Origin of the sequence: Stenotrophomonas maltophilia group sp. Smal13 (assembly GCF_030236855.1) — a bacterium.
Classification (GTDB): Bacteria; Pseudomonadota; Gammaproteobacteria; order Xanthomonadales; family Xanthomonadaceae; genus Stenotrophomonas; species Stenotrophomonas maltophilia_A.
In genome coordinates this window covers 1-21,447 of the sequence record NZ_JASJSQ010000064.1, presented here as the reverse complement: position 1 = coordinate 21,447, position 21,447 = coordinate 1, and the positions used below count along the sequence as shown (strand labels likewise).

Annotated in this window: 20 protein-coding genes and 2 pseudogenes; 5 read left to right on the top strand and 17 right to left on the bottom strand. The window is 57.6% G+C overall.

Annotated features, from left to right (window positions below; genetic code table 11):
- Positions 1 to 29: 29 nt before the first annotated feature.
- Positions 30 to 2,762, top strand: a pseudogene (locus QRO95_RS18275) (Tn3 family transposase); the annotation flags it as partial.
- A 236-nt stretch (positions 2,763 to 2,998) separates the two neighbouring features.
- Positions 2,999 to 3,844, top strand: coding sequence for an AraC family transcriptional regulator (locus QRO95_RS18270; protein WP_003464995.1), 846 nt, complete (start codon positions 2,999 to 3,001; stop codon positions 3,842 to 3,844).
- A gap of 29 nt (positions 3,845 to 3,873) precedes the next feature.
- Here QRO95_RS18270 and QRO95_RS18265 read toward each other — a convergent pair whose 3' ends face one another.
- Positions 3,874 to 4,392, bottom strand: coding sequence for a YkgB family protein (locus QRO95_RS18265; RefSeq protein ID WP_003464991.1), 519 nt, complete (start codon positions 4,390 to 4,392; stop codon positions 3,874 to 3,876).
- A gap of 730 nt (positions 4,393 to 5,122) precedes the next feature.
- Here QRO95_RS18265 and sdhC point away from each other — a divergent pair.
- The gene (gene sdhC, locus QRO95_RS18260) at positions 5,123 to 5,497 is read left to right on the top strand and encodes a succinate dehydrogenase, cytochrome b556 subunit (RefSeq protein ID WP_285303142.1); all 375 of its coding nucleotides are present in this window, start codon (positions 5,123 to 5,125) and stop codon (positions 5,495 to 5,497) included.
- Between the two features lie 860 nt (positions 5,498 to 6,357).
- Here the strand turns inward: sdhC and QRO95_RS18255 are convergent.
- The 5 genes from QRO95_RS18255 to QRO95_RS18235 all read right to left on the bottom strand — a co-directional run bounded on the left by QRO95_RS18255 (position 6,358) and on the right by QRO95_RS18235 (position 9,210).
- The gene (locus tag QRO95_RS18255; RefSeq protein ID WP_003464988.1) at positions 6,358 to 6,624 is read right to left on the bottom strand and encodes a hypothetical protein; all 267 of its coding nucleotides are present in this window, start codon (positions 6,622 to 6,624) and stop codon (positions 6,358 to 6,360) included.
- 169 nt (positions 6,625 to 6,793) lie between these two features.
- Positions 6,794 to 7,075 (bottom strand): DUF427 domain-containing protein, encoded by a 282-nt coding sequence (locus QRO95_RS18250; protein WP_003464986.1) that lies wholly within the window; start codon positions 7,073 to 7,075, stop codon positions 6,794 to 6,796.
- A 67-nt stretch (positions 7,076 to 7,142) separates the two neighbouring features.
- Entirely contained in the window at positions 7,143 to 7,415 is a 273-nt protein-coding gene (gene grxC, locus QRO95_RS18245) for a glutaredoxin 3 (RefSeq protein WP_005005995.1), read from the bottom strand.
- Between the two features lie 453 nt (positions 7,416 to 7,868).
- Positions 7,869 to 8,615: a ferredoxin reductase gene (locus QRO95_RS18240; protein ID WP_002118292.1), complete on the bottom strand. Its 747-nt coding sequence runs from the start codon at positions 8,613 to 8,615 to the stop codon at positions 7,869 to 7,871.
- Positions 8,608 to 9,210 carry a sulfite oxidase-like oxidoreductase gene (locus QRO95_RS18235; protein ID WP_003464980.1) on the bottom strand — a complete coding sequence of 201 codons (603 nt, stop codon included), beginning with the start codon at positions 9,208 to 9,210 and terminating at the stop codon, positions 8,608 to 8,610. The genes QRO95_RS18240 and QRO95_RS18235 overlap by 8 nt, the downstream gene beginning before the upstream one ends.
- Before the next feature lie 467 nt (positions 9,211 to 9,677).
- Here QRO95_RS18235 and QRO95_RS18230 point away from each other — a divergent pair, with 467 nt between their 5' ends.
- Positions 9,678 to 10,148, top strand: coding sequence for a hypothetical protein (locus QRO95_RS18230; protein ID WP_003464979.1), 471 nt, complete (start codon positions 9,678 to 9,680; stop codon positions 10,146 to 10,148).
- Positions 10,149 to 10,473: 325 nt separating this feature from the next.
- On the opposite strand, the gene QRO95_RS18225 is transcribed toward QRO95_RS18230, so the two are convergent.
- The 3 genes from QRO95_RS18225 to QRO95_RS18215 all read right to left on the bottom strand — a co-directional run bounded on the left by QRO95_RS18225 (position 10,474) and on the right by QRO95_RS18215 (position 12,343).
- Positions 10,474 to 10,767 carry a DUF1330 domain-containing protein gene (locus QRO95_RS18225; RefSeq protein ID WP_010591688.1) on the bottom strand — a complete coding sequence of 98 codons (294 nt, stop codon included), beginning with the start codon at positions 10,765 to 10,767 and terminating at the stop codon, positions 10,474 to 10,476.
- 58 nt (positions 10,768 to 10,825) lie between these two features.
- Entirely contained in the window at positions 10,826 to 11,257 is a 432-nt protein-coding gene (locus QRO95_RS18220; RefSeq protein WP_005006001.1) for a heme-binding protein, read from the bottom strand.
- Between the two features lie 72 nt (positions 11,258 to 11,329).
- Positions 11,330 to 12,343, bottom strand: coding sequence for a zinc-binding alcohol dehydrogenase family protein (locus QRO95_RS18215; RefSeq protein ID WP_002118279.1), 1,014 nt, complete (start codon positions 12,341 to 12,343; stop codon positions 11,330 to 11,332).
- A gap of 75 nt (positions 12,344 to 12,418) precedes the next feature.
- On the opposite strand from QRO95_RS18215, the gene QRO95_RS18210 reads away from it, so the two are divergent.
- Positions 12,419 to 12,586 carry a hypothetical protein gene (locus QRO95_RS18210; RefSeq protein WP_016487060.1) on the top strand — a complete coding sequence of 56 codons (168 nt, stop codon included), beginning with the start codon at positions 12,419 to 12,421 and terminating at the stop codon, positions 12,584 to 12,586.
- 204 nt (positions 12,587 to 12,790) lie between these two features.
- Here QRO95_RS18210 and QRO95_RS18205 read toward each other — a convergent pair whose 3' ends face one another.
- The 8 genes and pseudogenes from QRO95_RS18205 to istA all read right to left on the bottom strand — a co-directional run bounded on the left by QRO95_RS18205 (position 12,791) and on the right by istA (position 21,278).
- The gene (locus QRO95_RS18205) at positions 12,791 to 13,759 is read right to left on the bottom strand and encodes a magnesium and cobalt transport protein CorA (protein ID WP_003464971.1); all 969 of its coding nucleotides are present in this window, start codon (positions 13,757 to 13,759) and stop codon (positions 12,791 to 12,793) included.
- Positions 13,756 to 14,460, bottom strand: a complete 705-nt coding sequence (locus tag QRO95_RS18200) for a glutathione S-transferase N-terminal domain-containing protein (protein ID WP_003464969.1) — start codon at positions 14,458 to 14,460, stop codon at positions 13,756 to 13,758. Before QRO95_RS18200 ends, QRO95_RS18205 begins: the two co-directional genes overlap by 4 nt.
- A gap of 140 nt (positions 14,461 to 14,600) precedes the next feature.
- Positions 14,601 to 15,140 (bottom strand): peptide-methionine (S)-S-oxide reductase MsrA, encoded by a 540-nt coding sequence (gene msrA / locus QRO95_RS18195; protein WP_003464967.1) that lies wholly within the window; start codon positions 15,138 to 15,140, stop codon positions 14,601 to 14,603.
- A 1-nt stretch (position 15,141) separates the two neighbouring features.
- Positions 15,142 to 15,585: a peptide-methionine (R)-S-oxide reductase MsrB gene (gene msrB, locus QRO95_RS18190; RefSeq protein ID WP_003464965.1), complete on the bottom strand. Its 444-nt coding sequence runs from the start codon at positions 15,583 to 15,585 to the stop codon at positions 15,142 to 15,144.
- A gap of 282 nt (positions 15,586 to 15,867) precedes the next feature.
- Positions 15,868 to 16,989, bottom strand: coding sequence for an ISAs1-like element ISPa60 family transposase (locus QRO95_RS18185; protein ID WP_010455375.1), 1,122 nt, complete (start codon positions 16,987 to 16,989; stop codon positions 15,868 to 15,870).
- A gap of 218 nt (positions 16,990 to 17,207) precedes the next feature.
- Positions 17,208 to 18,746 (bottom strand): IS3 family transposase, encoded by a 1,539-nt coding sequence (locus QRO95_RS18180; protein WP_285303141.1) that lies wholly within the window; start codon positions 18,744 to 18,746, stop codon positions 17,208 to 17,210.
- A gap of 208 nt (positions 18,747 to 18,954) precedes the next feature.
- Positions 18,955 to 19,786 (bottom strand): annotated as a pseudogene (gene istB, locus QRO95_RS18175) (IS21-like element ISPst3 family helper ATPase IstB).
- Complete coding sequence (gene istA / locus QRO95_RS18170) at positions 19,779 to 21,278, bottom strand: IS21-like element ISPst3 family transposase (RefSeq protein WP_285303146.1); 1,500 nt, start codon at positions 21,276 to 21,278, stop codon at positions 19,779 to 19,781. Before istA ends, istB begins: the two are co-directional and overlap by 8 nt.
- Positions 21,279 to 21,447 lie beyond the last annotated feature (169 nt).

The following is a 21,447-nucleotide window of genomic DNA, read 5'->3' as shown; positions in this document are numbered from 1 at the left end:
CGATTTTTTCCGTTTCGTGAGCTGACCCCACCAAGCATGAGCACTACAGCCAGAGGGGTCAGATCGCCGAACTGTTCGGCTACCGGTCGTGGGCGGCTAGCTTCCTGCCGCAACTGGCACAGCAGGCTGAACAGATCGTGCGGCGCGACGTAATGCCAGGATTCGTGGCCGCCGAACTGATCGTTTGGCTCAGCGAGCACAAAATCATCCGGCCCGGCCACACCACCTTACAAGAGCTGGTCAGTGAAGCCCTGTCCACCGAACGCAGGCGCTTGGGCGGCTTGCTGGCAGAAGTGTTGGACGAATCGGCCAAAGCTGCGCTGGGCCAGCTCCTGGTGCGTGACGACACCCTGTCTCAACTGGCAGCGCTCAAGCAGGACGCTAAAGATTTCGGCTGGCGTCAGATGGCAGGGGAGCGCGAGAAGCGCGCCACGCTGAAGTCCTTGCACGGGATCGCCAAGGCGCTGCTGCCCAAGCTCGGCATCTCGCAGCAGAACCTGCTGTACTACGCGAGCCTGGCGAACTTCTATACCGTCCATGACCTGCGCCACCTGAAGGCGGAGCAGACCTGGCTCTACCTGCTGTGCTATGCCTGGGTACGTTACCGGCAGCTCACCGACAACCTGGTCGACGCGATGGCCTTCCACATGAAAAAACTTGAGGACGAGAGCCGCACGGGTGCGAAACAGTCCTTTGTCGCCGAACAGCTGCGACGCCATCAGGAAACGCCGCAGGTTGGCCGCCTGCTGTCGCTGTACGTGGACGACAGCGTGGCCGATCCGACGCCGTTCGGCGAGGTGCGCCAACGCGCCTACAAAATCATGTCCAGGGAATTGCTGCAAAACACGGCGCAGCGCATGAGCGTCAAGCCACTGAACAAACTGGCGCTGCACTGGCAGGCGGTGGACGGCCTGGCCGAACGCATTCGACGCCATCTACGGCCGCTGTACGTCGCGCTCGACTTCGCCGGCACGGCCCCCGATAACCCATGGCTCGCGGCGCTGACTTGGGCCAAGAGCGTGTTCGCCAAGCAGCAGCGCCTATCACAACGGCCACTCGACGAATGTCCGGCGGCAACGCTGCCGAAACGCTTGCGTCCGTACCTGCTGATGTTCGATGCCGAAGGCACGCCGACAGGCCTGCATGCCGATCGTTACGAATTCTGGCTTTACCGTCAGGTCAGGAAACGCTTCCAGGCGGGCGAGCTCTACATTGACGATAGCTTGCAGCACCGGCATTTGTCCGACGAGTTGGTTTCGATGGACGAGAAAGCCGCCGTGCTCGCGCAGATGGACATCCCCTTCCTGCGGCAGCCGGTCAGTGCCCAGCTCGATGCACTGGCGACCGAGTTGCGTGCGCAATGGGTGGCGTTCAATCGCGAGCTGAAACAGGGCAAGCTGACGCACCTGGAATACGACAAGGACACGCAGAGACTGACCTGGCGCAAGCCCAAGGGGGAGAACCAGAAGGCGCGCGAGCAAGCTCTCTACGAGCAACTGCCATACTGCGATGTCGCCGACGTGTTTCGCTTCGTCAACGGCCAGTGCCAGTTCCTGTCGGCGCTGACACCATTGCAGCCACGCTATGCGAAGAAGGTAGCCGACGCCGACAGTCTGATGGCGGTGATCATTGCCCAAGCCATGAACCACGGCAACCAGGTTATGGCACGTACCAGCGACATCCCGTACCACGTCCTGGAGAGTACCTACCAGCAGTACCTGCGCCAGGCGACGCTACATGTGGCCAACGATTGCATCAGCAACGCCATCGCCGCACTGCCGATCTTCCCGCATTACTCGTTCGACCTCGATTCGTTGTACGGTGCCGTTGATGGGCAGAAATTCGGCGTCGAGCGACCAACTGTGAAGGCGCGCTACTCGCGCAAATATTTCGGCCGCGGCAAGGGCGTCGTCGCCTACACGCTGCTGTGCAATCACGTGCCGTTGAACGGCTACCTGATAGGCGCACACGAGTACGAGGCTCACCACGTGTTCGACATCTGGTACCGCAACACGTCGGACATCGTGCCGAGCGCGATCACCGGCGACATGCACAGCATCAACAAGGCCAACTTCGCCATCCTGCACTGGTTCGGACTTCGTTTCGAGCCGCGCTTCACCGACCTCGACGACCAGTTGCAGGAGCTGTATTGCGCCGATGATCTGGCATTGTACGAGAAATGCCTGATCCGGCCGGCTGGCCAGATCGACCGGCAACTCATCGTCGGTGAGAAGGCGAACATCGACCGAATCGTCGCCACACTGGGCCTGAAGGAAATGACGCAGGGCACGCTGATCCGCAAGCTGTGCACCTATACGGCGCCGAACCCGACGCGGCGCGCAATCTTCGAGTTCGACAAGCTCATCCGCAGTATCTACACACTGCGCTACCTGCGCGACCCGCAACTGGAGCGTAATGTTCACCGCTCGCAGAACCGCATTGAGTCCTATCACCAGCTACGCTCGACCATCGCCCAAGTCGGTGGGAAGAAGGAATTGACCGGCCGCACCGACATCGAAATCGAGATCAGCAACCAGTGCGCCAGGCTGATCGGCAACGCGATCATCTTCTACAACTCGGCGATCCTGTCCCTGCTGCTGACGAAGTACGAGGCAGCTGGCAATGCCAAGGCGCTGGCGTTGATCACGCAGATGTCGCCAGCGGCCTGGCGGCACATCCTGCTGAACGGGCATTACACCTTCCAGACTGACGGCAAGTTCATCGACCTGGATGCGCTCGTGGCGGGACTGGAGCTGGGCTGACGGAAATTTCTGGGATTCCGGCGTACAACCCCGTAAAATAGAAGAGTGAGCACTTGATTTGCTGGTGCTTTCAAACAACGGTGTTGTTTTTTTAACAGCCGAACTGGAAAGGGAGGCTGAGCTGCTCAGTGATCACTTTATCCGTTGGCTGATTTACGCCGGCATGTTCGCTACAGGCACTGAACGACAACGCAGATGGTATGGTCTGTGCGTTCTGACTCGTCAAGGATCGGCCAATGGATCGTTTGTCTAATTTGCTCTCGCGGTTCGGCGTGCGGGCCAATCTGTTCTATGACGGCGACCTATGCGGCTCTGCATCTTACGATGGCGCCGAGCGGCGAGGTTATATCCATCTGCTTCAGGCCGGCAGCGTGACGTTGCTTGGTCCCGATCGCAAGGATTTGCAGCTCACTCGCCCTAGCTTGATTTTTATGCCACGCCCCGCCAAGCATCAATTGTTTGCGGGTGAGTCCGATGGCGCAAAGTTGTTGTGTGCTTCCATGGAGTTTGAGGGCGGAATTGATAATCCTTTGTCGGCTTCATTACCGGACTGTTTGGTGCTCGCACTCGATGATCTGCCCATGCTGGCAGACACGTTGGAGTGGATGTTTGCCGAGGCGGCAAATGTGCATTGTGGAAGGGAAGCCGCGCTTGAGCGCTTATTTGAGCTCCTAATCATTCTGTTGCTCCGTTACCTGCTCGATCATCACCAGTTGCGCACCGGAATGATGGCTGGACTGGCCGACATGCGGCTTGCCCGATCGCTTTTACAGATGCACAACTCCCCGGAACATGCCTGGTCAATAGCAGAGCTGGCCAGTGAGTCAAATATGTCACGCGCTGCGTATGCCGTGCATTTCAAGAGTGTCATCGGACAGACGCCTGCTGATTATTTGTTGAGTTGGCGAGTTAGCCTGGCTCAGAAGCTGATGCGAGAAGGGCGCTCGATTACGCTGATTGCAGCTCAAGTCGGCTACGAAAGTCCTTCGGCGCTGTCTCGCGCATTTAGACGCAAGACGGGGTTGAGCCCTCGTGACTGGTTGAAAGATCTGGCGGGGGAAAATGATGGCAAAAAGGCCTAAGGCATTACTGCCTTAAGCCATTGAAAAAATTATGCATTAATTTTACGTTTTTCCAGTTCAACCAGCGAATGGCCTGCCACAAATATCGAAACAGCAAGCAACCCTAAGTCTTTAAGCAGAAACTGACCTGGCGCAACGGAAATCGCCGGAAACCCTAAACTAGGCTCAATGACGCCCGGAGTGGAAAACATAAAGCTAAGGGTTGTGAAGAACAGGCCTGCAGACAGAGCGCCTCCTACCACGGATAGTTTGGGCGACAGCATGCGGCCTGCGATCAGAGTGCCGATCGAAATCTCTAGTATGCCGAGCAGGCTGGAGAACATGTCGACCGAAAAAATGCTATACACCCATCCCAAAAGCGGGCTGTTGCTCACCAGTGGAACCAGGCCCTCGGCCTCGTAGTGGGTAAATTTCATGCCGCCGAACCAGAAGTAAATAATAGCGAGAGCCAAGTACGCGCCATAGATACCTAGCCCCATAGTTTTGGTTCCAAGCGTTAAGTGGGCCTGTACGCTGGACTTCGAGTTTTCAATGCCTATGGTTTTCATGTCTGAGCTTCCAGTAGTGAGTGAGAGTGTGTTGGCTGCCGAACGCCGTATGCGTTGGCGATGAGATGATTATGGCTGGCATCTCTAATCAAGAGGCATCAGAAAGTATTGATTTCAGTGCAGATCGTCTTGGGCGGTGCAATTCGCGATGAAGGGATCGCCGTGGAGAGCGATGAGTGCACTATTTCGATAAAGGAGTCGTTTTACATAGGTCGATGAAGCGCGTTGCGGCATCGCCTACTGTCATTTCTCAAATCTGACTATGGGGCTTGGGGCGAAGGGCGGCACTGACTAGGCTTAGAACAGCTACCAACTAGCCGCGCGGCCGCGATGCACAAAGAATGGTAACTGAGCCGTGAGTGCGGTGGGCGCCCGCATTTATTTCCAAACCCTACAGATACATCGATCTTCGACTTCAACCGGGCAGATAGCTGTTGCAGCAAGCCTATCAATCGACTTTGACGTGTTAAAGAGGATAGGTTTTCCAGGGTTGGGGAACAGCATGCCCTGCAGAACGACACACGTCACTTTTGTTAAATTAATAAGCTAGCTACCTATTGGGCATAACCTTGCAATTTGCTTCAATTTACGCACATGCACTTGCGACCTCAAAATGCAACGTAAGCCCCGAATATCTCCATTATTGTCGCCGCCAGCCTTAGTTACAGCTGCTATGATGAATGAGATCGAAAACTGAAATCCCCCACTAGAATTGTTGACTGGAGTCAAAATGAATAAAAAGCGGCCGGTTAATCTTGATATTCGAACCATTCAGCTTCCTCTCACGGCGCTTACATCGATTCTGCACCGGATTTCAGGAATTATGCTCTTTATTTTTCTGGGACTGATACTGTATGTGCTGAGCAAATCGTTGGAGTCAGAAAAGGGTTTTAATGAAGTCAAGGAGATTTTTTCTTCACCTTTCGGCAAAGTTAGTTTCTGGTTGGTATACTCTTCATTTATTTATCATCTCGTAGCCGGAATTCGACACCTAGTTATGGATGTGGGTGTTGGTCATACTTTGAAAGGCAGCAATCGCGCCTCTACTATTGTTTTAGTAGTGTCGGGTGTTTTAATGGTTGCTGGCGCCGTATGGATTTGGTAGCTGTGGAGTCGTAATGCGTATTTACAAGGACTAAAAGCGTCCTTTAAAGCTAACTTACGAAAGTATTTATAATCGACGGTTCACGCTTAAACGGTTGAATCCTTTCGGGCTTCCGAATAGCTGTTAGCTGAAAGCTATCATGAGCTAAGTTTTCTGTGCATCATCAAATGTGTTAATGGGAGCGCCATAGTACTAGGTACAAATATGGCTCTAGGACAATGTTAGATGTTTTGGATTTTGAGGCGGATCGCTCTTATCGAAGATCGTCTAATTCGCTCTGAAGCGCAGGTTTTTTGAAACTATCACCTGGTTGGCACACTGTGCGAATCAACATCAGATATGAGAAAGCCAATCAGGTGAACACTACCCTCGAGGGCTCATCTGTCCAGTTAAAGCCTCGAGTCTTTCTGGGTGCGCAAAAGACAAGAAGGTTATATGGGAAAATTATGAGGCCTGGATACCATGCGTCATGGGCGTGCCGATGCTGTGAGTGACAGAGCGAGAAGCAAGTGAAAGTCCCTGAAGTAGGGGCGGGATGCGCCCGAGTGGCATTTTTTGTCTTAAGGTAGATCGCGTAGCTGTTCTTCAGAATAATCTTCAGAGCGTTGACGACAGCCATCGCTGTGCATTCCTCAAGAATAGAATGTGTCGGAAGGGTGGCGTCATTGGTGTTAGTCATCGCTTAGGATTTCTCAATCTGGCTTACACGGGCGCCTGTACCGATATCCCCGCGGATGGCGACGTATCGATGTTGAATTCCTCGCCAGACGAAGTGCAATGAGCTGCGGCTATAGGCTTGCGCAGCCTTAGATAGCCGGCCGTCGCAGGCGCGCCGGTTGGCCGGGATCTTCTTCTGCCCGTCAGGTGTCCGGTCGGAACTCCAGCACGAACGCTACGACCTTTTCGGCGGACATTTCGCACGGCTTCAACAATGTCCTATCTGATGTAACGCGGAAGAGGTTGAAGCTGACAATGTCAGTCCCGTCCAACTCCCTGGCGAACAGACTGTTGCGACGTCCGTCCCCAGATCGCCGGACGATCAAGCTGAAACGCCGGCCTTCATAAGTCCCTTCTCTGTATCCCTCCGCAAGCTTCGCGAAAGCGGCATCGAACTCGGAATGCTCCATGTCATCCATCCTTATTGATAGAACAGAGGCGCGGCGGGTGCGAGACCGCCAGTGCCGGGTCGCGCTAAGGTGCCGGGCAGATTCCTGCAGCCGACGAGGCCCGGGGTGGGCAGGATAATTGAGATGTCGGCGCCCGCATGGCTATCAGCGAAGTCGTCCGTCCAGTCTGCTAGGCAACGTCCACGCCTTTCCAGAAAGCGATGTAATCCCGGATACCCTCGGCATCCGGAGTGGGGGCGGGATAGGTCCAAGCGGCGTTCACGTTGAGCGCGTCACCCGCGCGAACATGAAAGAAGCGCGCGGCGCCTTTGATCGGACAGACAGATGTGTGCGGGCTCATCTCAAGCAGGCTCAGGTCGACTCCTGACGGTGGGAAGTAGTGATTTCCCTCGACGATGACTGTTTCGTCGCTTGTGGCGATAGTAGTGTCTTTCCAGATGGCTGAGACCAACGGACTCTCCTTTTGTATTCATCAACCGGCGAAGGCTCGCGGGCTGGCTGCCCCAAGCCGCACCTCCTCAGGTGGCAGGCGGGTTGCGCCCGAGAAGTTTGTCGAGCTCGCCTCTGACATCGAGCGCGAATAGCTCATCGGAGCCACCGATAAGGGTGCCATTGATGAAGATCTGCGGCACGGAGCTTCGCCCCGACGCTTCCGCCATGGCCTGCCGGTGAGCCGGATCCGCCTCAATATCGAGCTCCTTCCATCGCACGCCCTTTTCCTTGAGGAGCGCCTTCGCTCGGCGGCAGAACGGGCACCAATTCGTGGTGTACAGCAATACATCAGTTGTCATATTGCATCTCCGGCAGTTGCACGCGGATCGCTGTCATGGCGTTGATCTCCAATTCGCGGCGTTCAAAGATGGCGACTGCACCTTGGCCGACATCGGAGCAGATGCTGACGATTGGCCGCTATCCAGGCGACATGGCCCAAAGTGCTTTCACCGCCAGGCAGAGGCCGCACGCGCCTCCTGTAGCGCCGAGCCGATGCTCTAAGGTAACCGAGCCTCGATTGGGACGGAAGAGGTCCCGCTCGAATCGCCCATCATGCTGGTCGAGCATATCAGGACGACGGATAGTGCAGGAACTTTCAAATTGAGCTTGATGTCGAGCCAGGTATCGCGAGCGAAGGCGTTCTAGAGGCCGGGGGGTACGAAGACTGTGTTCGGCAAAACGGTTCACGTTGATCGCCAAAGCTTCCCAGGGCGCACGTCTACGATCGGCGCGACGTGAGATAGCTCGCGCCGCTAGCCCCCGTAGCGCTCCGTCTTGATGATGGAGGCGTCCAAGCCCGCCAGCAGCGCGCTATCGGTTGCGATGTTGACGAATCCGTTAGACCCGCAGACGAACACTTGCGTCGGCTTTCCCTGAAGCCTGGTTAGAATTTCTTGGACCATCATGCCGTCGATCCGTCGCGCAAAGTCCGATGCGCGAACCGGTTTCTCGCGCGTAATCGCGAGCGCCAGGACGAACGCCGGATCGCTGATTTCGATGCAATGAAGTTCTTCTGAGAAGAGAACGTCCTCGGCGGTTCGTGCGGACAGGAGCAACGCTGTCGGAACGGCTTGGGCCAATGCGCGGCGCTGCCGGATCATTGCCATCAACGGCACGAGGCCGGAGCCTCCCCCGATCAACAGAACCGGATCTATGGCAGGCTCAGGCCAAAGGAAATGGCCACCGAGCGGACCGCGAACTTCGATTTCGTCACCAATCGCCGCGATGTCGTGAAAAAACGGCGAAACTTCGGCATCCGGCATGCGCTCGATAGCTATCTCGACGATCGGGGTCGAAACTGCCGATGACGCGATCGAGTAGCTGCGCATTGCACTGTAGCCGTCGGGCGCGGTCAGCCGGATATCGACGTGCTGACCTGCGGTGTGCGCGAACGGCTTGCTCAACCGAAGGAAGAAGCTCTTGATACTCGGTGTTTGCTGGATGATGTCGTCGATCACGCATGATTGCCACGAACGGACTTGCGCTTCGTTTTCAGTCATGGGTGTATCGTTGTTCGCGCCACGGATCGCCGTAGATGTGATAGCCGTGCAGCTCCCAAAAGCCGGCCTCGTCACGCGTCGTGAATTGCAGCGCATTCACCCATTTGGCGGATTTCCAGAAGTAAAGGTGCGGCACTAGAAGACGCGCCGGCCCCCCATGATCGCGGGAAAGTGGCTTGCCCGCATAACTGAGGGCGACCATCGCTTTCCCGGAAAGCAGATCCGTCAGAGGGACGTTTGTCGAATAATTATCGTAGCAGTGCGCCAAGACGAAATCGGTAGGCCGATCAAGCTCTGCATCTGCAAGGATGTCTTCAATGAGTACACCCTCCCAAACGGTATCCAGTTTGGACCAAGAGGTGACGCAGTGAATATCCTTTGTCACCTGGGTCTTTGGTAGAGTGTTGAATTCGCCCCAATTCCACGTTTTGACGGGCTTCGGACCAATTTTGACTGTGAATTTCCAGTCGGAGGGCTCTACCCTCGGCGTAGGGCCGGCCGACAGAACAGGGAAATCCTCCACCAGATGCTGACCTGGCGGAATCCGATCGGACTGGTCGCCTGAACCGCGACCGGTGAAACCTCTGGTGACCATAGTGACCCCTCTTGCTCGATACGGCAGACCGAAGCCGGCCTTCATTTCAGTACTCTGCGTAAAGCATTTGCCCGCACATCCGCCGAATAAGCCAATCGACTAAAAATCAGATACAGATGCTCTATCATCGTAAAAAATCGCGTATCGAACATAGCGTCAGGCCAGCATGATTCCCAATACCCAATGGCTATAGGGTAGATAACCCCAAGGCTGCGTACGCTGATCTGCGGTATGCGGAGCGGAAGTTGCAGGTTCGCTCTCAAACGGATGGGCAGCGTGCAAAGCTCAAGGCTCACCAGCGCATGGTTGCCCAGTTCGCGCTCGCCGGCAGCTTGAGTATATTAAGGACGAAATGTCGATCTGATCTATTCTGGCTTCAGGAAATAGGGAAAATAAGGTCGGACGTTCGCGCACCGTCGCGACGCGCGATCATCCACTAAGCTTCTGTATCGGGGTTGGAGGATCAGATGAACGAGATCGAACGACAAGCGCCTGAGCTGCGGGTGCAAAAATGGATTGGCAAAGATGGGGAAAGTATCGCGCCGTTCAAACTGTCAGATATCGGGCCCGGCCCGAAAATCTTGTTTGCCTTCCAGCATTGGTGCCAAGGTTGCCATTTGCATGGGTTTCCGACGCTACAAAAGTTGCATGCAGCGTTGAGCTCAAAGGACGTGGGGTTCGCAGTGATCCAGACCGTCTTCGAAGGAACGCATGAGAATACCTTCGAGAAGTTGCGCGTGAACCAGCTCAAGTATGAGCTTCCTATCGTTTTCGGTCACGACGAGCAACCGACCGGCTCGCCGTTTCCAACCTTCATGGAAGACTACCGCACACGAGGAACTCCGTGGTTTACGGTTATCGACGCTGGCGGTAGCATTGTTTTCTCGGACTTCCATCTCGACGCGGAGCGACTAGTGAAGCAACTTGAGCAAGGTTAATCGTTGGAAGGTGGGCAATCATCCTGATTGCCACCCATCCCCTGATGCCCACTACAGGCGTTGCGCGCTGTAACTCTGTTGATCAGCGTGCGAAAACCCGGATCCGGATAGGAGGAGCGTCAACGATTGAATCAATCCGTTGGGAGAGGGCGGCTCCGCTCCGTCAGCTCGGCAATAGATAACCCATTCTCGCCGAGCAACTCTCTGATCCGATCGACGATATGAGCCCCTAGCGCCGCTGTCTTGGTCCCCCCCACAGATTCCCAAGATGCGAGTTCACACGCCGATACCTCGTGGTCAGCGCCGAAGTGCTTCTGTCGGTATGTCACCGCCGCCCTTCAATGATAAAGGCGCGGTAACGGGAACCGGCAAAGCGTTGAGCAGCGATGGTTTGGTAGGCGGGACTGTCATACCAGTCGCGAGCGGCCTGCATCGTCGGGAAACGCAAGATTACGGCCCCTTCGATGGGCGGCCCCTCCAAATGCTGGATCGCGCCATAAGCGGCGAGAAAGGTAACGTCGTGACCATCGAACGATGGTCCGACGCCTGCAGAATAGGTTGCGAGTGCATGTGGGTCGCTGGTTTCTTCCCGCGTAAAGACGACGAACGCTTCCATCATTAGGCCTCTCAAAGGTTGGATCTGTTGGCCATTACCACCGGTGATGGCCTCACAGTCGTCAGGCTGGCAACTGGAACCCGATTTTCATGAGTGCCTCGACGCACGCATCCTGATCCTGCTGATAGTTGCCTCCGGAGATGCCTATGCCGCCGATCAACTTCCCATCCTCCAGAATCGGATAACCGCCGCCGACAGCGACCATCCGAGGGCGATAGGCTAGCGGCGCCACTTTTGGATCGTTGGTCACATAGTCGTTCCAGACATGGGTCGGGAACCCAAACGAGGCGGAACTCCAGGCCTTGTCGATGGCAACATCGACGGTAAGGAACGGCGCATCGTCGGTGCGCTCGAACGCGCGCAGGTTACCGGTGGCGTCGACGACGGCGACGGCAGCCGGGATGCCGATGGCACGGGCCGCAGCGAGCGCCGCGTCGATGAGGGCGACTGCGGTTTCGCGGTTGATCGAGGCGGTGGCAATAGATTTGGTCATGGGATTCTCATCGCTGGGGCATAACCCGTTCGGCTTTTTGAGGTTGGACAAGATGTTTGGCGATCGCGGTCGTTAGAAGCCTTCGAGGACGATCTTGCCTTTAGCCGCGCCACTTTCGATCAGTGCATGCACCGTCTTCAGATTGGCGGCATTGATCGGCGACAGTCGCCGGGTCAGCGTCGTGCGGATTTTGCCGTCGTCAACCAGCGCTGCCATCGCATCCAGAATCTCGCCCTGCTCATTCATGTCGGGCGTGCCGTAGATCGACCGCGTGAACATCAGCTCGTGGTGGATCGACACCGCCTTGCGCTTGAAAACCATGATATCGAATGCCTTGGGATCGTCGATCAGTCCGAACCGTCCTTGTGGGGCGATCAGTTCGGCGATGTCGGCGACATGTTGCTCGGTATGTGTGGTCGAAAAGACGAAAGCGGGAGCACCGATGCCGAGTTCGGCGATCTGTGGCGCGAGCGGACGAGAATGGTCGATGACGTGGTGAGCTCCAAGCCCTCTTACCCACTCTTGGGTTTCCGGTCGAGAGGCTGTGGCGATGACGGTGAGGTCCGTGCGCTGTCGCGCGATCTGGACGGCGATCGACCCAACCCCGCCCGCGCCACCGATGATGAGGATCGCCTCCGCCGCACCGGGTACGGGCTTCGCCACGTCCAGGCGGTCGAACATCGCCTCCCAGGCCGTCAACGTCGTCAGCGGCAGCGCCGCCGCTTCCGCCCAGGAGAGCGACGCAGGTTTGTGACCGACAATCCGGGCGTCGACGAGATGGAACTCCGCATTGGTACCGGGCCGTGTGATCGATCCGGCATAATAGACCTCGTCGCCTAACTCGAACTGCGTGACGTCGGGGCCGACCTCGCGCACAATCCCGGCGGCATCCCATCCCAGCACCTTCCAATCGCCATCTGCCGGCGGCGTGCTGTTGCGGACCTTGTAGTCGACCGGGTTGACCGAGACGGCCTTCACCTCAACCAGGATATCGTATCCTGCAGCGACAGGCCGAGGCAGATTGATGTCGACCAGCGCGGCATCCGCGGCGATGGGTCCCGGAACCTTGTAACCAATGGCTTTCATAAATGTCTCCAGCTTGCTTGATCGGATGACGCGAATGCTCGTTAGTCAACTTCTTCTACATTGAGGTCCCGACTCTTGAACTGGGTCGCGGTAGCAGATTTCATCGAACACGTCGATCAACAGGCCCTTATGCTCGGTCGCCGGATCGGTGATCGCGTAGAGGGTGGAGGCGTTATCGCCATCATCACCGCTTCCGAGGCGAAACGCCGCGTCGACGCAGATGCCGCACGGACCGATGGTTGATCCTGGCTCGAGATCGACGAGATTGCTGTCCTTGACGCGCTATTCGCGGTCTTAGCCCTTGGCGATGAAGGACTGAACTGCTTGTAGAGCGTCGGTCAGCTGCTATGTCATGGACGCACCTTCATCTTGAGTTGGATTGGACAAGCTTCCGTATAAGGCCCGCTGTAACCGTCAGATGACGGCGAAGAAAACGATGGGCAGTATTCACAGCCACTTAGCCTTCTTGAAGCGCACAAATAGGAAAACGCACGATATCGCTATCACTCCGAGCACGACAAAGTATCCGTAGGCCGTGTCCAGCTCCGGCATGTGCTTAAAGTTCATGCCGTATATTCCAGCGATCGCCGTCGGGACTGCCAGTATTGCCGCCCAAGCCGCCAGCTGGCGGGTGATCACCCCCGTCCTTTGCGCTTCAAGAAGGCTGCTGGCCTCAAAGACCGTGGACAGGACAAGCAGGAGGCCGTCGACCATGGACTGCACGCGGTGGACATGGTCCGCGACGTCGTGGAAATATGGTGTCATTTCGGCGCTGATGCAGGGAAAGTGGCCGCGAACGAGCTTTCGCACCAGCTCGGCCATAGCCCCGAGCGTGCGCTGGAACCGCGTGAGTTCGGACCTTAGTTCGAAGATTCGCGCCACCTCTTCTGGCCCGAGGAAATCGTGCAGCGACCGTCGCTCCATCGCCAGGACGTCGTCCTCGATCATTTCGAAGATGGGCAGATACTGGTCGACCACGCGATGCAAGATCGCGTGCAGCACATAGTCGACACCCTTGCCGAACTGCGTCGGCGATGCCTCGAGTTGCTCCCGAAGTTTGCCCAGCGCTCCGGCATTGCCGTGCCGCACGGTGATAAGGTGATTGTGACCGGTGAAGATCGCCATCTTGCCGTAGCTGATCCGGTCGCCGACCAGCTCGGCGGTCTGCGCGACGACGTACAACTCATCGTTGTAGACCTCGAGCTTGGGCGGGCACAGCGGGTGCATCGCGTTGTCGATCGCCAACGGATGAAGATTATATGTCCTTTGGATCGCGAGTAGTTCCTCGGGGGTGGGTTCGCTAAGCGCGATCCAGCAGAAGCCCGAGCGACTCTCGCCCAACTTGACGTGCTCATCGAGCGCGATTTCGCGAACTCGCTTGCCTTCGTTGTAATAATAGGCGGCGATGATGCTCATGCTGGCCTCGCGGGAATGTGGAGGCCACGCTGGACGGCCGGTCGAGCCAGCCCGCGTCCAAGCCATGCGCGGACGTTCGAAAAGCTGCTGAGGCCAAGGATGTCACCCGCAGCGTAGAATTCCACCAGCGCATTCACCCAGCCGAGCGTCGCGATGTCCGCGATCGAATAGTCGTCGACGATCCAGTCGCGGCCTTCCAGCCGGCGATCCAGAATCCCCAGCAGACGCGTGGATTCGTCGATAAAGCGCTGTTGCGGCCGCTTGTCCTCATAGTCCTTGCCGCCAAATCGCAGGAAGAAGCCGAGCTGACCGAACATCGGCCCGATGGCCGACATCTGAAAGAACACCCACGCTAGGGTCTCGTAACGCTGGCCTGGTTCGGTGGAGATGAACTGACCCGTCTTGTCGGCCAGATAGAGGAGGATCGCACCGGATTCCCATAAGGCGATGGGTCTACCGTCAGGGCCAGCCGGATCGATGATCGCCGGTATGCGTCCGTTCGGGTTCAGCGACACGAACGCCGGATCCTTCGACTCGTTGTTCGAGATGTCGATCAGGTGGGGCTCGTACGCCAGGCCAGTCTCCTCAAGCATGATCGAGACCTTGACGCCATTGGGCGTAGGGGCTGCGTAGAGTTGCAGGCGATCGGGATGAGATGCCGGCCAGCGCTGCGTGATCGGAAAGGACGAGAGGTCTGGCATAAATCTGCGATCCTGGTGTTGCGATGGCGACTGACTGGAACGAGCCGTCACTCTGAAGTAGGGTTCGATGACCGCGTCGCTGAACGACGCGGTCACGAAGATTGCGGACCGGATCGGCGCAGTGGCAACGGCAGTGAAGCCTATTCCGCCGCGGTCCCGGCCGCTGGCTGTACGTCGTCAACCTTTTGGCGCTTCGGAAGCACCCAGCCGGGACGGACGAAGTGGCAGGTGTAGCCGCCCGGGCGCTTCTCCAGATAATCCTGGTGATCGGGCTCGGCCTCCCAGAACTCGCCGACCGGCTGGACCTCGGTCACCACTTTGCCATCCCACAGCCCCGAGGCATCCACATCGGCGATCGTATCCTCGGCGACGCGCTTCTGCTCCTCGTCGACATAATAGATGCCCGACCGGTAGGAGAGCCCACGATCATTGCCCTGGCGGTTAAGCGTCGTCGGATCGTGGATCTGGAAGAAGAATTCCAGGATGTTCCGGTAGCTCGTCACTGTCGGGTCGAAGACAATCTCGATCCCCTCGGCATGCGTGCCGTGATTACGATACGTGGCGTTCGGAATATCGCCGCCCGTGTAACCCACACGGGTCGAGATGATGCCGGGCCGCTTGCGGATCAGATCCTGCATGCCCCAGAAACATCCTCCTGCGAGAACAGCGCGCTGATGCATGTTAAGCCTCCTCTACTTGATCGAGATATTCACCGTATCCCTCGGACTCCATCTCGTCGCGCGGGATGAAGCGAAGGGACGCTGAGTTGATGCAGTACCGCAGACCGCCGCGGTCGGAAGGACCATCGGGGAACACATGGCCGAGATGACTGTCTGCGTGTACTGACCTGACCTCCGTCCGGACCATGCCGTGTGCGCTGTCCCGCACCTCGTTCACGTTTGCCGAAACGATCGGCTTGGTGAAGCTGGGCCAGCCAGTACCCGAATCGAACTTGTCCGTCGAAGCGAACAGTGGCTCTCCCGACACTATGTCGACGTAGATGCCAGGCTCCTTGTTGTCGTTGTACTCGCCCGTGAAGGGCCTTTCGGTGCCCGCCTCCTGGGTAATTCGGTGTTGCTCGGGAGTCAGGTGGTCGATTGCTGTCTGTGACTTTTCAAACTTCATTACAGTCTCCAATACTTATCTAGAGGGCCAGGCACGCTACCGCTAATTTTTTATGTCTCCTGATTTGCTCCTACAATGGTAGTGGGATGGCAAACGAGGTTTTACTAAGTGTTGGAAAATTAGAGATTTAAATTTCGCGTCTATTAGTTCTAGCGCAACTGAGTGGTTAAGCAAGTACGTAATCAGTAAATATTAAAAAAATAACACAAAAGCACGATTATATAATACAGTGTCAGTGTTTTATGATAATCAACAACGCCTGTCAAGGCAATCGCATGAAGCTCACCTGAGACCTAATAGTTCAGCCCGATAATCATCAGAGGTTGCAGCAATCAGCCTTCGTGCCTTGATGCCACCCTTGCGCTTGACCGGATCCAACCGGATCAAATTCAATGTAAGTTGCTTGAGAACGGCCATGTTGTGGGCAGCATGCCCGGTTCGGATCCGCATCTGATCGTCACCAAAAATGACATCCATGCACCAGTGGACGCGGTTCTCCACGCCCCAGTGCGCCCTGATGGCATGTGCGATGCGCTCTGCATCCGGAGCAAGACTGCTGATGTAGTAACGGCGCTCCAGGCTGGTCTGGTTGCCCACAGTCCGCTCGGACTCCAGCATCACGAAAGTGCGCAGTCCTGGCCAGCGTTCTGGCTGTGGCAGGCACTGGAGTTGGTCGAAAACATGGCAGCGACGAACCTCCAGCCGGCCATGGTCCTTCTCGACATGCTCGAAGTGCGCATGGGGTACCCGGGCAGGATCGCCGTCCAAAAAGGTGTCAGCGAAGTCATCGATCGCTTCGGCCAGCTTCGGCTGGTTTCCCTTGATGGCCAGCAGATAGTGCGCCCCGCGATCGAGAATGGCCTGTGCAATGTCCGGCTGGGTACCCATGGCATCGATCGTCACGGTGCAGCCCTCAAGCGCCAGTGTGGCCAGCAGCTCAGGAATGGCGGTCTTCTCGTTGGACTTCTGGGAGGTCGCCCTCTGCCCGAGAATCAGCCCTGAATCAGCCGCAAAAGCGCTGACCAGGTGCAACGGGGCCGTGTTTTTCTTGCCGGAGCGGCGACTGGTCTTGCCGTCTAGGGCAACCACTTGCGGAGAAAGGGCCGGTAGGATCGCCGCAACCCAACAGCGGAAGGCCTGCTCGAACTCCTCTGGATCGATCAGGCTGAATAGCCGTCCAAAGGTGTCGTGTGAGGGAATGCCGTGGGGTAGTTTCAGAATACGGCGGAACCAGTCCAGCCGCTGCTCAGCCCAGAGTTCGATTTCGATGAAGGTGTCAGCGCCGGCAAGCACGCCGCAGATAGCCACGACCAGTGTTTCGACCAGGTCGTGACGAATCTTGCCCTGCTGACGGGGATCATTGATGGCGACCAGAACATCGGAGATTGGTATGTGATGCGACATTGCAGGGCATCCTGAGTAGAGAGGCGCTCAGGATGCCCGCTGGGAAAGGACTCATTCAAATCGGCAGGCGTTCATGCGATTGCCCTGCAACGCCTGTTTAGATGCTGGTAGATGCGAATTTTTTGGCGTACAGTCAAAATTTTCTGATGGTTGCTTAGTGTGTTGGCGCTGATGGAAAATTGACCCACCGGGGGTGCGGATAAAAACTTGGACTGGTTTTATGCCGCAAGTCCAAGGCTCACCCGGTATTCGATCGGGCTGAGGGCCCCCAGGGAGATCTTGATCCGCTTCTCGTTGTACCAACGGATGTAGTCGTCGAGCACCTCAATGAACTGCTCAACTGTGACGCTCTTCCAGTCCCGAGGATAGAACAGTTCATTCTTCAACCGACCGAAGAAGCCCTCGCACGCTGCGTTGTCAGGCGAGCAGGCCTTGCGGGACATCGAGCGGGTGAGCTTGGCCTCGCTCATTCTGGATAGCCAGCCAGGCCAGCGGTAGTGACCTCCGCGGTCTGAGTGGACCACTGGTCGATCGCTTGTCTCTGTGACGGTCTCGATGGCTGCATCCAGCATGGTGTTGACCAGCTCTGCATCCGGACTCGTGCCGATGGTCCAGCTCACCACCATCCCGTCGAAGCAATCGATGATCGGCGACAGGTAGACCTTGCCTGCAGGGATCTGGAACTCCGTGATGTCGGTCAGCCATTTCTTGTTGGGGGCTGCTGCCTGGAAGTCACGGTTGATGATGTTCTCTGGTGCTGGGCTGATCTCGCCCAGGTAAGACGCATACCGACGCCTCTTGGGTTTTGCAACGACCAGGCTCTCTTGCTTCATCAGCCGCTGTATCACCTTCTCGGAGATCGGGCCTTGCTCTCTGGCCAGTGAGGCTTGCAGCCTGCGGTAGCCATAGCAGCGGTGATTGGACTCGAAGATCTCGGTGATGGACTGGCGCACCCTCACGTACTTGTCTCCGATTGCCGCGCGGGCCCGATGGTAGAAGTACGAGCTACGCGCAAGACTCAACTGTGCAAGGAGCTCTGGCAGGCCATAGTGCTCCCTGAGGGCGTCAATCAGCAGTGTCTTCTCCCGGTTGGACAGGAGCTGCAGATCGACGCCCAGGCCTTTTTTTAACAGTTCATTGGCCTTGTTCAAGAGGTCCTGCTCAAGGCGCAGTTGCCTGACTTCGTGGCGCAGTATCTCAACTTGGCGCTCGAGCTCTTCACGCTCTTGCGCCTGCGGTGATCGATCGGTGTGTTTCATTGATGCGGGTGCCTCACGCCCCAGAAGCTGGTTCTTCCAGTTGTACAACGTTGGCCGGCACACGCCGAGCCTGTCGGCAACAGCCTGTGCACTTTCCTGCCGGGTGCAAAGCTCCATCACTCCCGCGTGCTTCAAGCTATCGGGATATCTTCGCTGGCCCACACTGCCGACAAGGGCCATCCTGGCTTCAGGGAATGCCTCGCGGACCCACTTGGTTAGCGTTCCACGCCCTGGATAGCCCAGCGCCCTCATGGTGGCAGCGATGCATCGATCATGTGTGAGGTAGTGCTCGATGGCCGCTGCCTTCTGGCCCTGCGAGAACTTCGGCTCCCGACGGGCATATCCCAGCGGCAGGTCGAGCCGCTGCTGATACTCGCGGTACCACCCCTTCAATGCATTCTTGGTTGGGTAACCCAGCTGACGGATGGTCGGGCTGGTGCGTTTGCCGAGCTTGATGTAGAGCTCAACGGCTCGGATTCGGTCTTCGTAGGAATACATGAACTACCTTCTAGTAGTCCAAGTTTTCGTCCGCACCCCCACCCTGCCGATTGAAATTTGACCCAGGGCGGATTGCTGATTTTGTTACCAGCAACTGTGGATAAGTCTACCAGCGCAGCTGCTGTTGCCCCCACTCCTTCGCTAGCCCAGTTCAGTTGTTTAAGACCTGCCACACGCAGCCATGTAGCAGGCCGTCGTCGCCATGAAATCAGAACGGCTCATCGTCCTCCGGTTCCTGGCCGCCCTTACGCTTTCGCTCCCGTGATTTGATCTTGGCCTGGGCCGCCAAGCTACTGTGTTGCAGGCGATAGGACTCGTTACCGGTTTCGACGATGTGGCAGTGGTGGGTCAGCCGATCCAGCAGGGCGGTGGTCATCTTGGCGTCGCCGAACACGCTCGACCATTCGGCGAAGCTCAGGTTGGTGGTGATCACCACGCTGGTGTGTTCGTACAGCTTGGATAGCAGGTGAAACAGCAACGCACCGCCGGCCTGGCTGAAGGGCAGATAACCCAGTTCGTCGAGGATGACCAGATCCATGCGCAGCAGAGCTTGGGCGATCCGCCCGGCTTTGCCGTCGTGCTTTTCGCGCTCCAGCAGATTGACCAGATCGACCGTGGAGTAGAAGCGCACGCGCTTGCCGTGCCGGGTGATGCCGGACACGGCCAGCGCAGTGGCCAGGTGGGTTTTACCGGTGCCAGGCCCACCGATCAGCACCACGTTCTGCGCGGTGTCGGTAAAGGCCAGACTGGCCAGTTCGCTGATCAAACGAGCGTCTGCGCTGGAGGCGCTGAAGTCGAAGCCGGCCAGGTCGCGGTGCATCGGCAGCTTGGCCATGTTCATCTGGTGGCTCACCGAGCGCATGGCGCGATCTGTGTGCTCTTGTTCCAGCAGGTGTTCGAGCAGCCACTTGGACGAGGCTGTGTTCGAGCAGCCACTTGGACGAGGCTGTGTTCGACTCACCCTGCGCAGTCAACTCCGCCCAGGCCGTGGCCATGCCGTGCAGGCGCAGCTCCTTGAGTTCCGCCATCAAATCACGCATGACCGATCTCCTCGGTCTGGCCACGCAGGCGGTCGTAGCGCGCCGTGTTAGCGACGGGGGCTTCCTTGAGCGACAAGTGGGTTTCGACGCTGGGTGGTGGTTCGGTCGCGGCCAGGCGCGCCACGACATTGAGGATGTGTTCGGCGCTCAGGCTGCCGCTTTCCAGTACCAGCTCAACAGCCACCAGCACCGCATCGAGCCCGGCGACCGGTACGGCAGCCAGAACTTGCGCCATGATCCGGTCACCGCCGGCATGACGCCCCAGACCGTGCTTAAGCTGACGCAGCGGCGCCGGCAGATCAGCAAAGGGCGCGCCGTTGCGCAGCGCACCGGGCTTGCGTTCGATCAGCGGGAGGTAGTGCTGCCAGTCATAGCTGACCTGGTCGCGATCCAGCAAGCGGACATGGCTGGCGATCAGCGCGTCGTCAGCCACCACCTCGATTCGCGTCGGATACAAACGGCTGCTGACCCACTTACCCGCATACTCACACGGCACCGAGTAGCGGTTGCGCCCGACGCTGACCAGGCAGGTGCTGGAGACCCGCGCAGGCCGCTCGACGTAACCGTCGAATGGCGCTGGCACAGGCATCAGTTCAGCGCGCTCCAACTCCAGCACTTCGGCCACACTCAGCCCGCTGTATTGAGGGTGCGTCAGCTCGTTCCAAAGCGCGCGGCAGCGCTGGCCCAGCCAGGCATTGAGTTCCTCGAAGGAGTGAAACTGGCAGTCCTGGGCGTCTAGCCAGATACGCCTGCGGCTGTCTTGCACGTTCTTTTCAACGATGCCCTTTTCCCAACCAGCGGCGACGTTGCAGAAGTCCGGATCGAACAGGTAATGCGCGCACATCACCGCAAAGCGCGCATTCACCGCCCGGCCTTTGCCCTTATTGACCCTGTCGACGGCGGTCTTCATGTTGTCGTAGATGCCCCGGCGCGGCACGCCGCCCAAGGAGCCGAACGAGCGTGTATGGGCGTCAAATAACATCTCATGGCCCTGGCTCGGATACGCCACAAGCCAGAACGCACGGCTGGCACACAGCTTCAGATGTGCCACCTGCATACGCCGGTAAATGCCGCCGACCAGCAAGCCTTCCTCGCTCCAGTCAAACTGAAACGCCTCGCCAAGAGCAAAGGTCAGCGGCACAAAGGCCTGCGACGCCTTGCCCTGTCCCCCTCGCCAGGCACGGATAAACGCGGTGAGCTGGCTGTAGCCACCGTCATAACCTTCGGCTTTGATTTGCGCCAACAGCGCCTTGGCACTGCGCCGCTGTTGCTTGGGCCGCAGCGAATCGGCTTTTAGCGCCTGCTCCAGCGTGGCGTGAAAAGGGCTGAGTTTGTCGAAGATCGCGCGGCGTTGGTAGACCGGCGGCTTGGCCTCAGGTGCTCTGACCCACTTGCGAATCGTGTTGCGCGCCAACCCGGTGCGCTTGGCTATCTCATGCAGCGACAGCTTGTCGCGGAAATACATCCGGCGAATTTTGCCCATCATTTCCATACTGATCACCCTGTGTTCTCCTGCTCAAAAATTGAGCAGAAGCAGTTGAACACCTGGGTCAGTTTTCAGTCGGCAGAACAGCCTCTACTGGGTCAGTTTTCGGTCAGCGGCAACAGGCATTTTTCACCTTCGATGGTGCCGAGCGCGACGCAATCAATGCACGCCGAGG

Coding starts and splice junctions, on each gene's coding strand:
- QRO95_RS18225 (WP_010591688.1), bottom strand. CDS start 10,767: ATGATGGAAGCGTTCGTCGTCTTTACGCGGGAAGAAACCAGCGACCCA.
- QRO95_RS18185 (WP_010455375.1), bottom strand. CDS start 16,989: ATGTCGCATCACATACCAATCTCCGATGTTCTGGTCGCCATCAATGAT.
- grxC (WP_005005995.1), bottom strand. CDS start 7,415: ATGACAACTGATGTATTGCTGTACACCACGAATTGGTGCCCGTTCTGC.
- msrA (WP_003464967.1), bottom strand. CDS start 15,140: ATGCATCAGCGCGCTGTTCTCGCAGGAGGATGTTTCTGGGGCATGCAG.
- QRO95_RS18235 (WP_003464980.1), bottom strand. CDS start 9,210: ATGGTCACCAGAGGTTTCACCGGTCGCGGTTCAGGCGACCAGTCCGAT.
- QRO95_RS18230 (WP_003464979.1), top strand. CDS start 9,678: ATGAACGAGATCGAACGACAAGCGCCTGAGCTGCGGGTGCAAAAATGG.
- QRO95_RS18200 (WP_003464969.1), bottom strand. CDS start 14,460: ATGCCAGACCTCTCGTCCTTTCCGATCACGCAGCGCTGGCCGGCATCT.
- QRO95_RS18205 (WP_003464971.1), bottom strand. CDS start 13,759: ATGAGCATCATCGCCGCCTATTATTACAACGAAGGCAAGCGAGTTCGC.
- QRO95_RS18255 (WP_003464988.1), bottom strand. CDS start 6,624: ATGGAGCATTCCGAGTTCGATGCCGCTTTCGCGAAGCTTGCGGAGGGA.
- QRO95_RS18240 (WP_002118292.1), bottom strand. CDS start 8,615: ATGACTGAAAACGAAGCGCAAGTCCGTTCGTGGCAATCATGCGTGATC.
- QRO95_RS18220 (WP_005006001.1), bottom strand. CDS start 11,257: ATGACCAAATCTATTGCCACCGCCTCGATCAACCGCGAAACCGCAGTC.
- msrB (WP_003464965.1), bottom strand. CDS start 15,585: ATGAAGTTTGAAAAGTCACAGACAGCAATCGACCACCTGACTCCCGAG.
- QRO95_RS18270 (WP_003464995.1), top strand. CDS start 2,999: ATGGATCGTTTGTCTAATTTGCTCTCGCGGTTCGGCGTGCGGGCCAAT.
- sdhC (WP_285303142.1), top strand. CDS start 5,123: ATGAATAAAAAGCGGCCGGTTAATCTTGATATTCGAACCATTCAGCTT.
- QRO95_RS18180 (WP_285303141.1), bottom strand. CDS start 18,746: ATGTATTCCTACGAAGACCGAATCCGAGCCGTTGAGCTCTACATCAAG.
- istA (WP_285303146.1), bottom strand. CDS start 21,278: ATGGAAATGATGGGCAAAATTCGCCGGATGTATTTCCGCGACAAGCTG.
- QRO95_RS18215 (WP_002118279.1), bottom strand. CDS start 12,343: ATGAAAGCCATTGGTTACAAGGTTCCGGGACCCATCGCCGCGGATGCC.
- QRO95_RS18265 (WP_003464991.1), bottom strand. CDS start 4,392: ATGAAAACCATAGGCATTGAAAACTCGAAGTCCAGCGTACAGGCCCAC.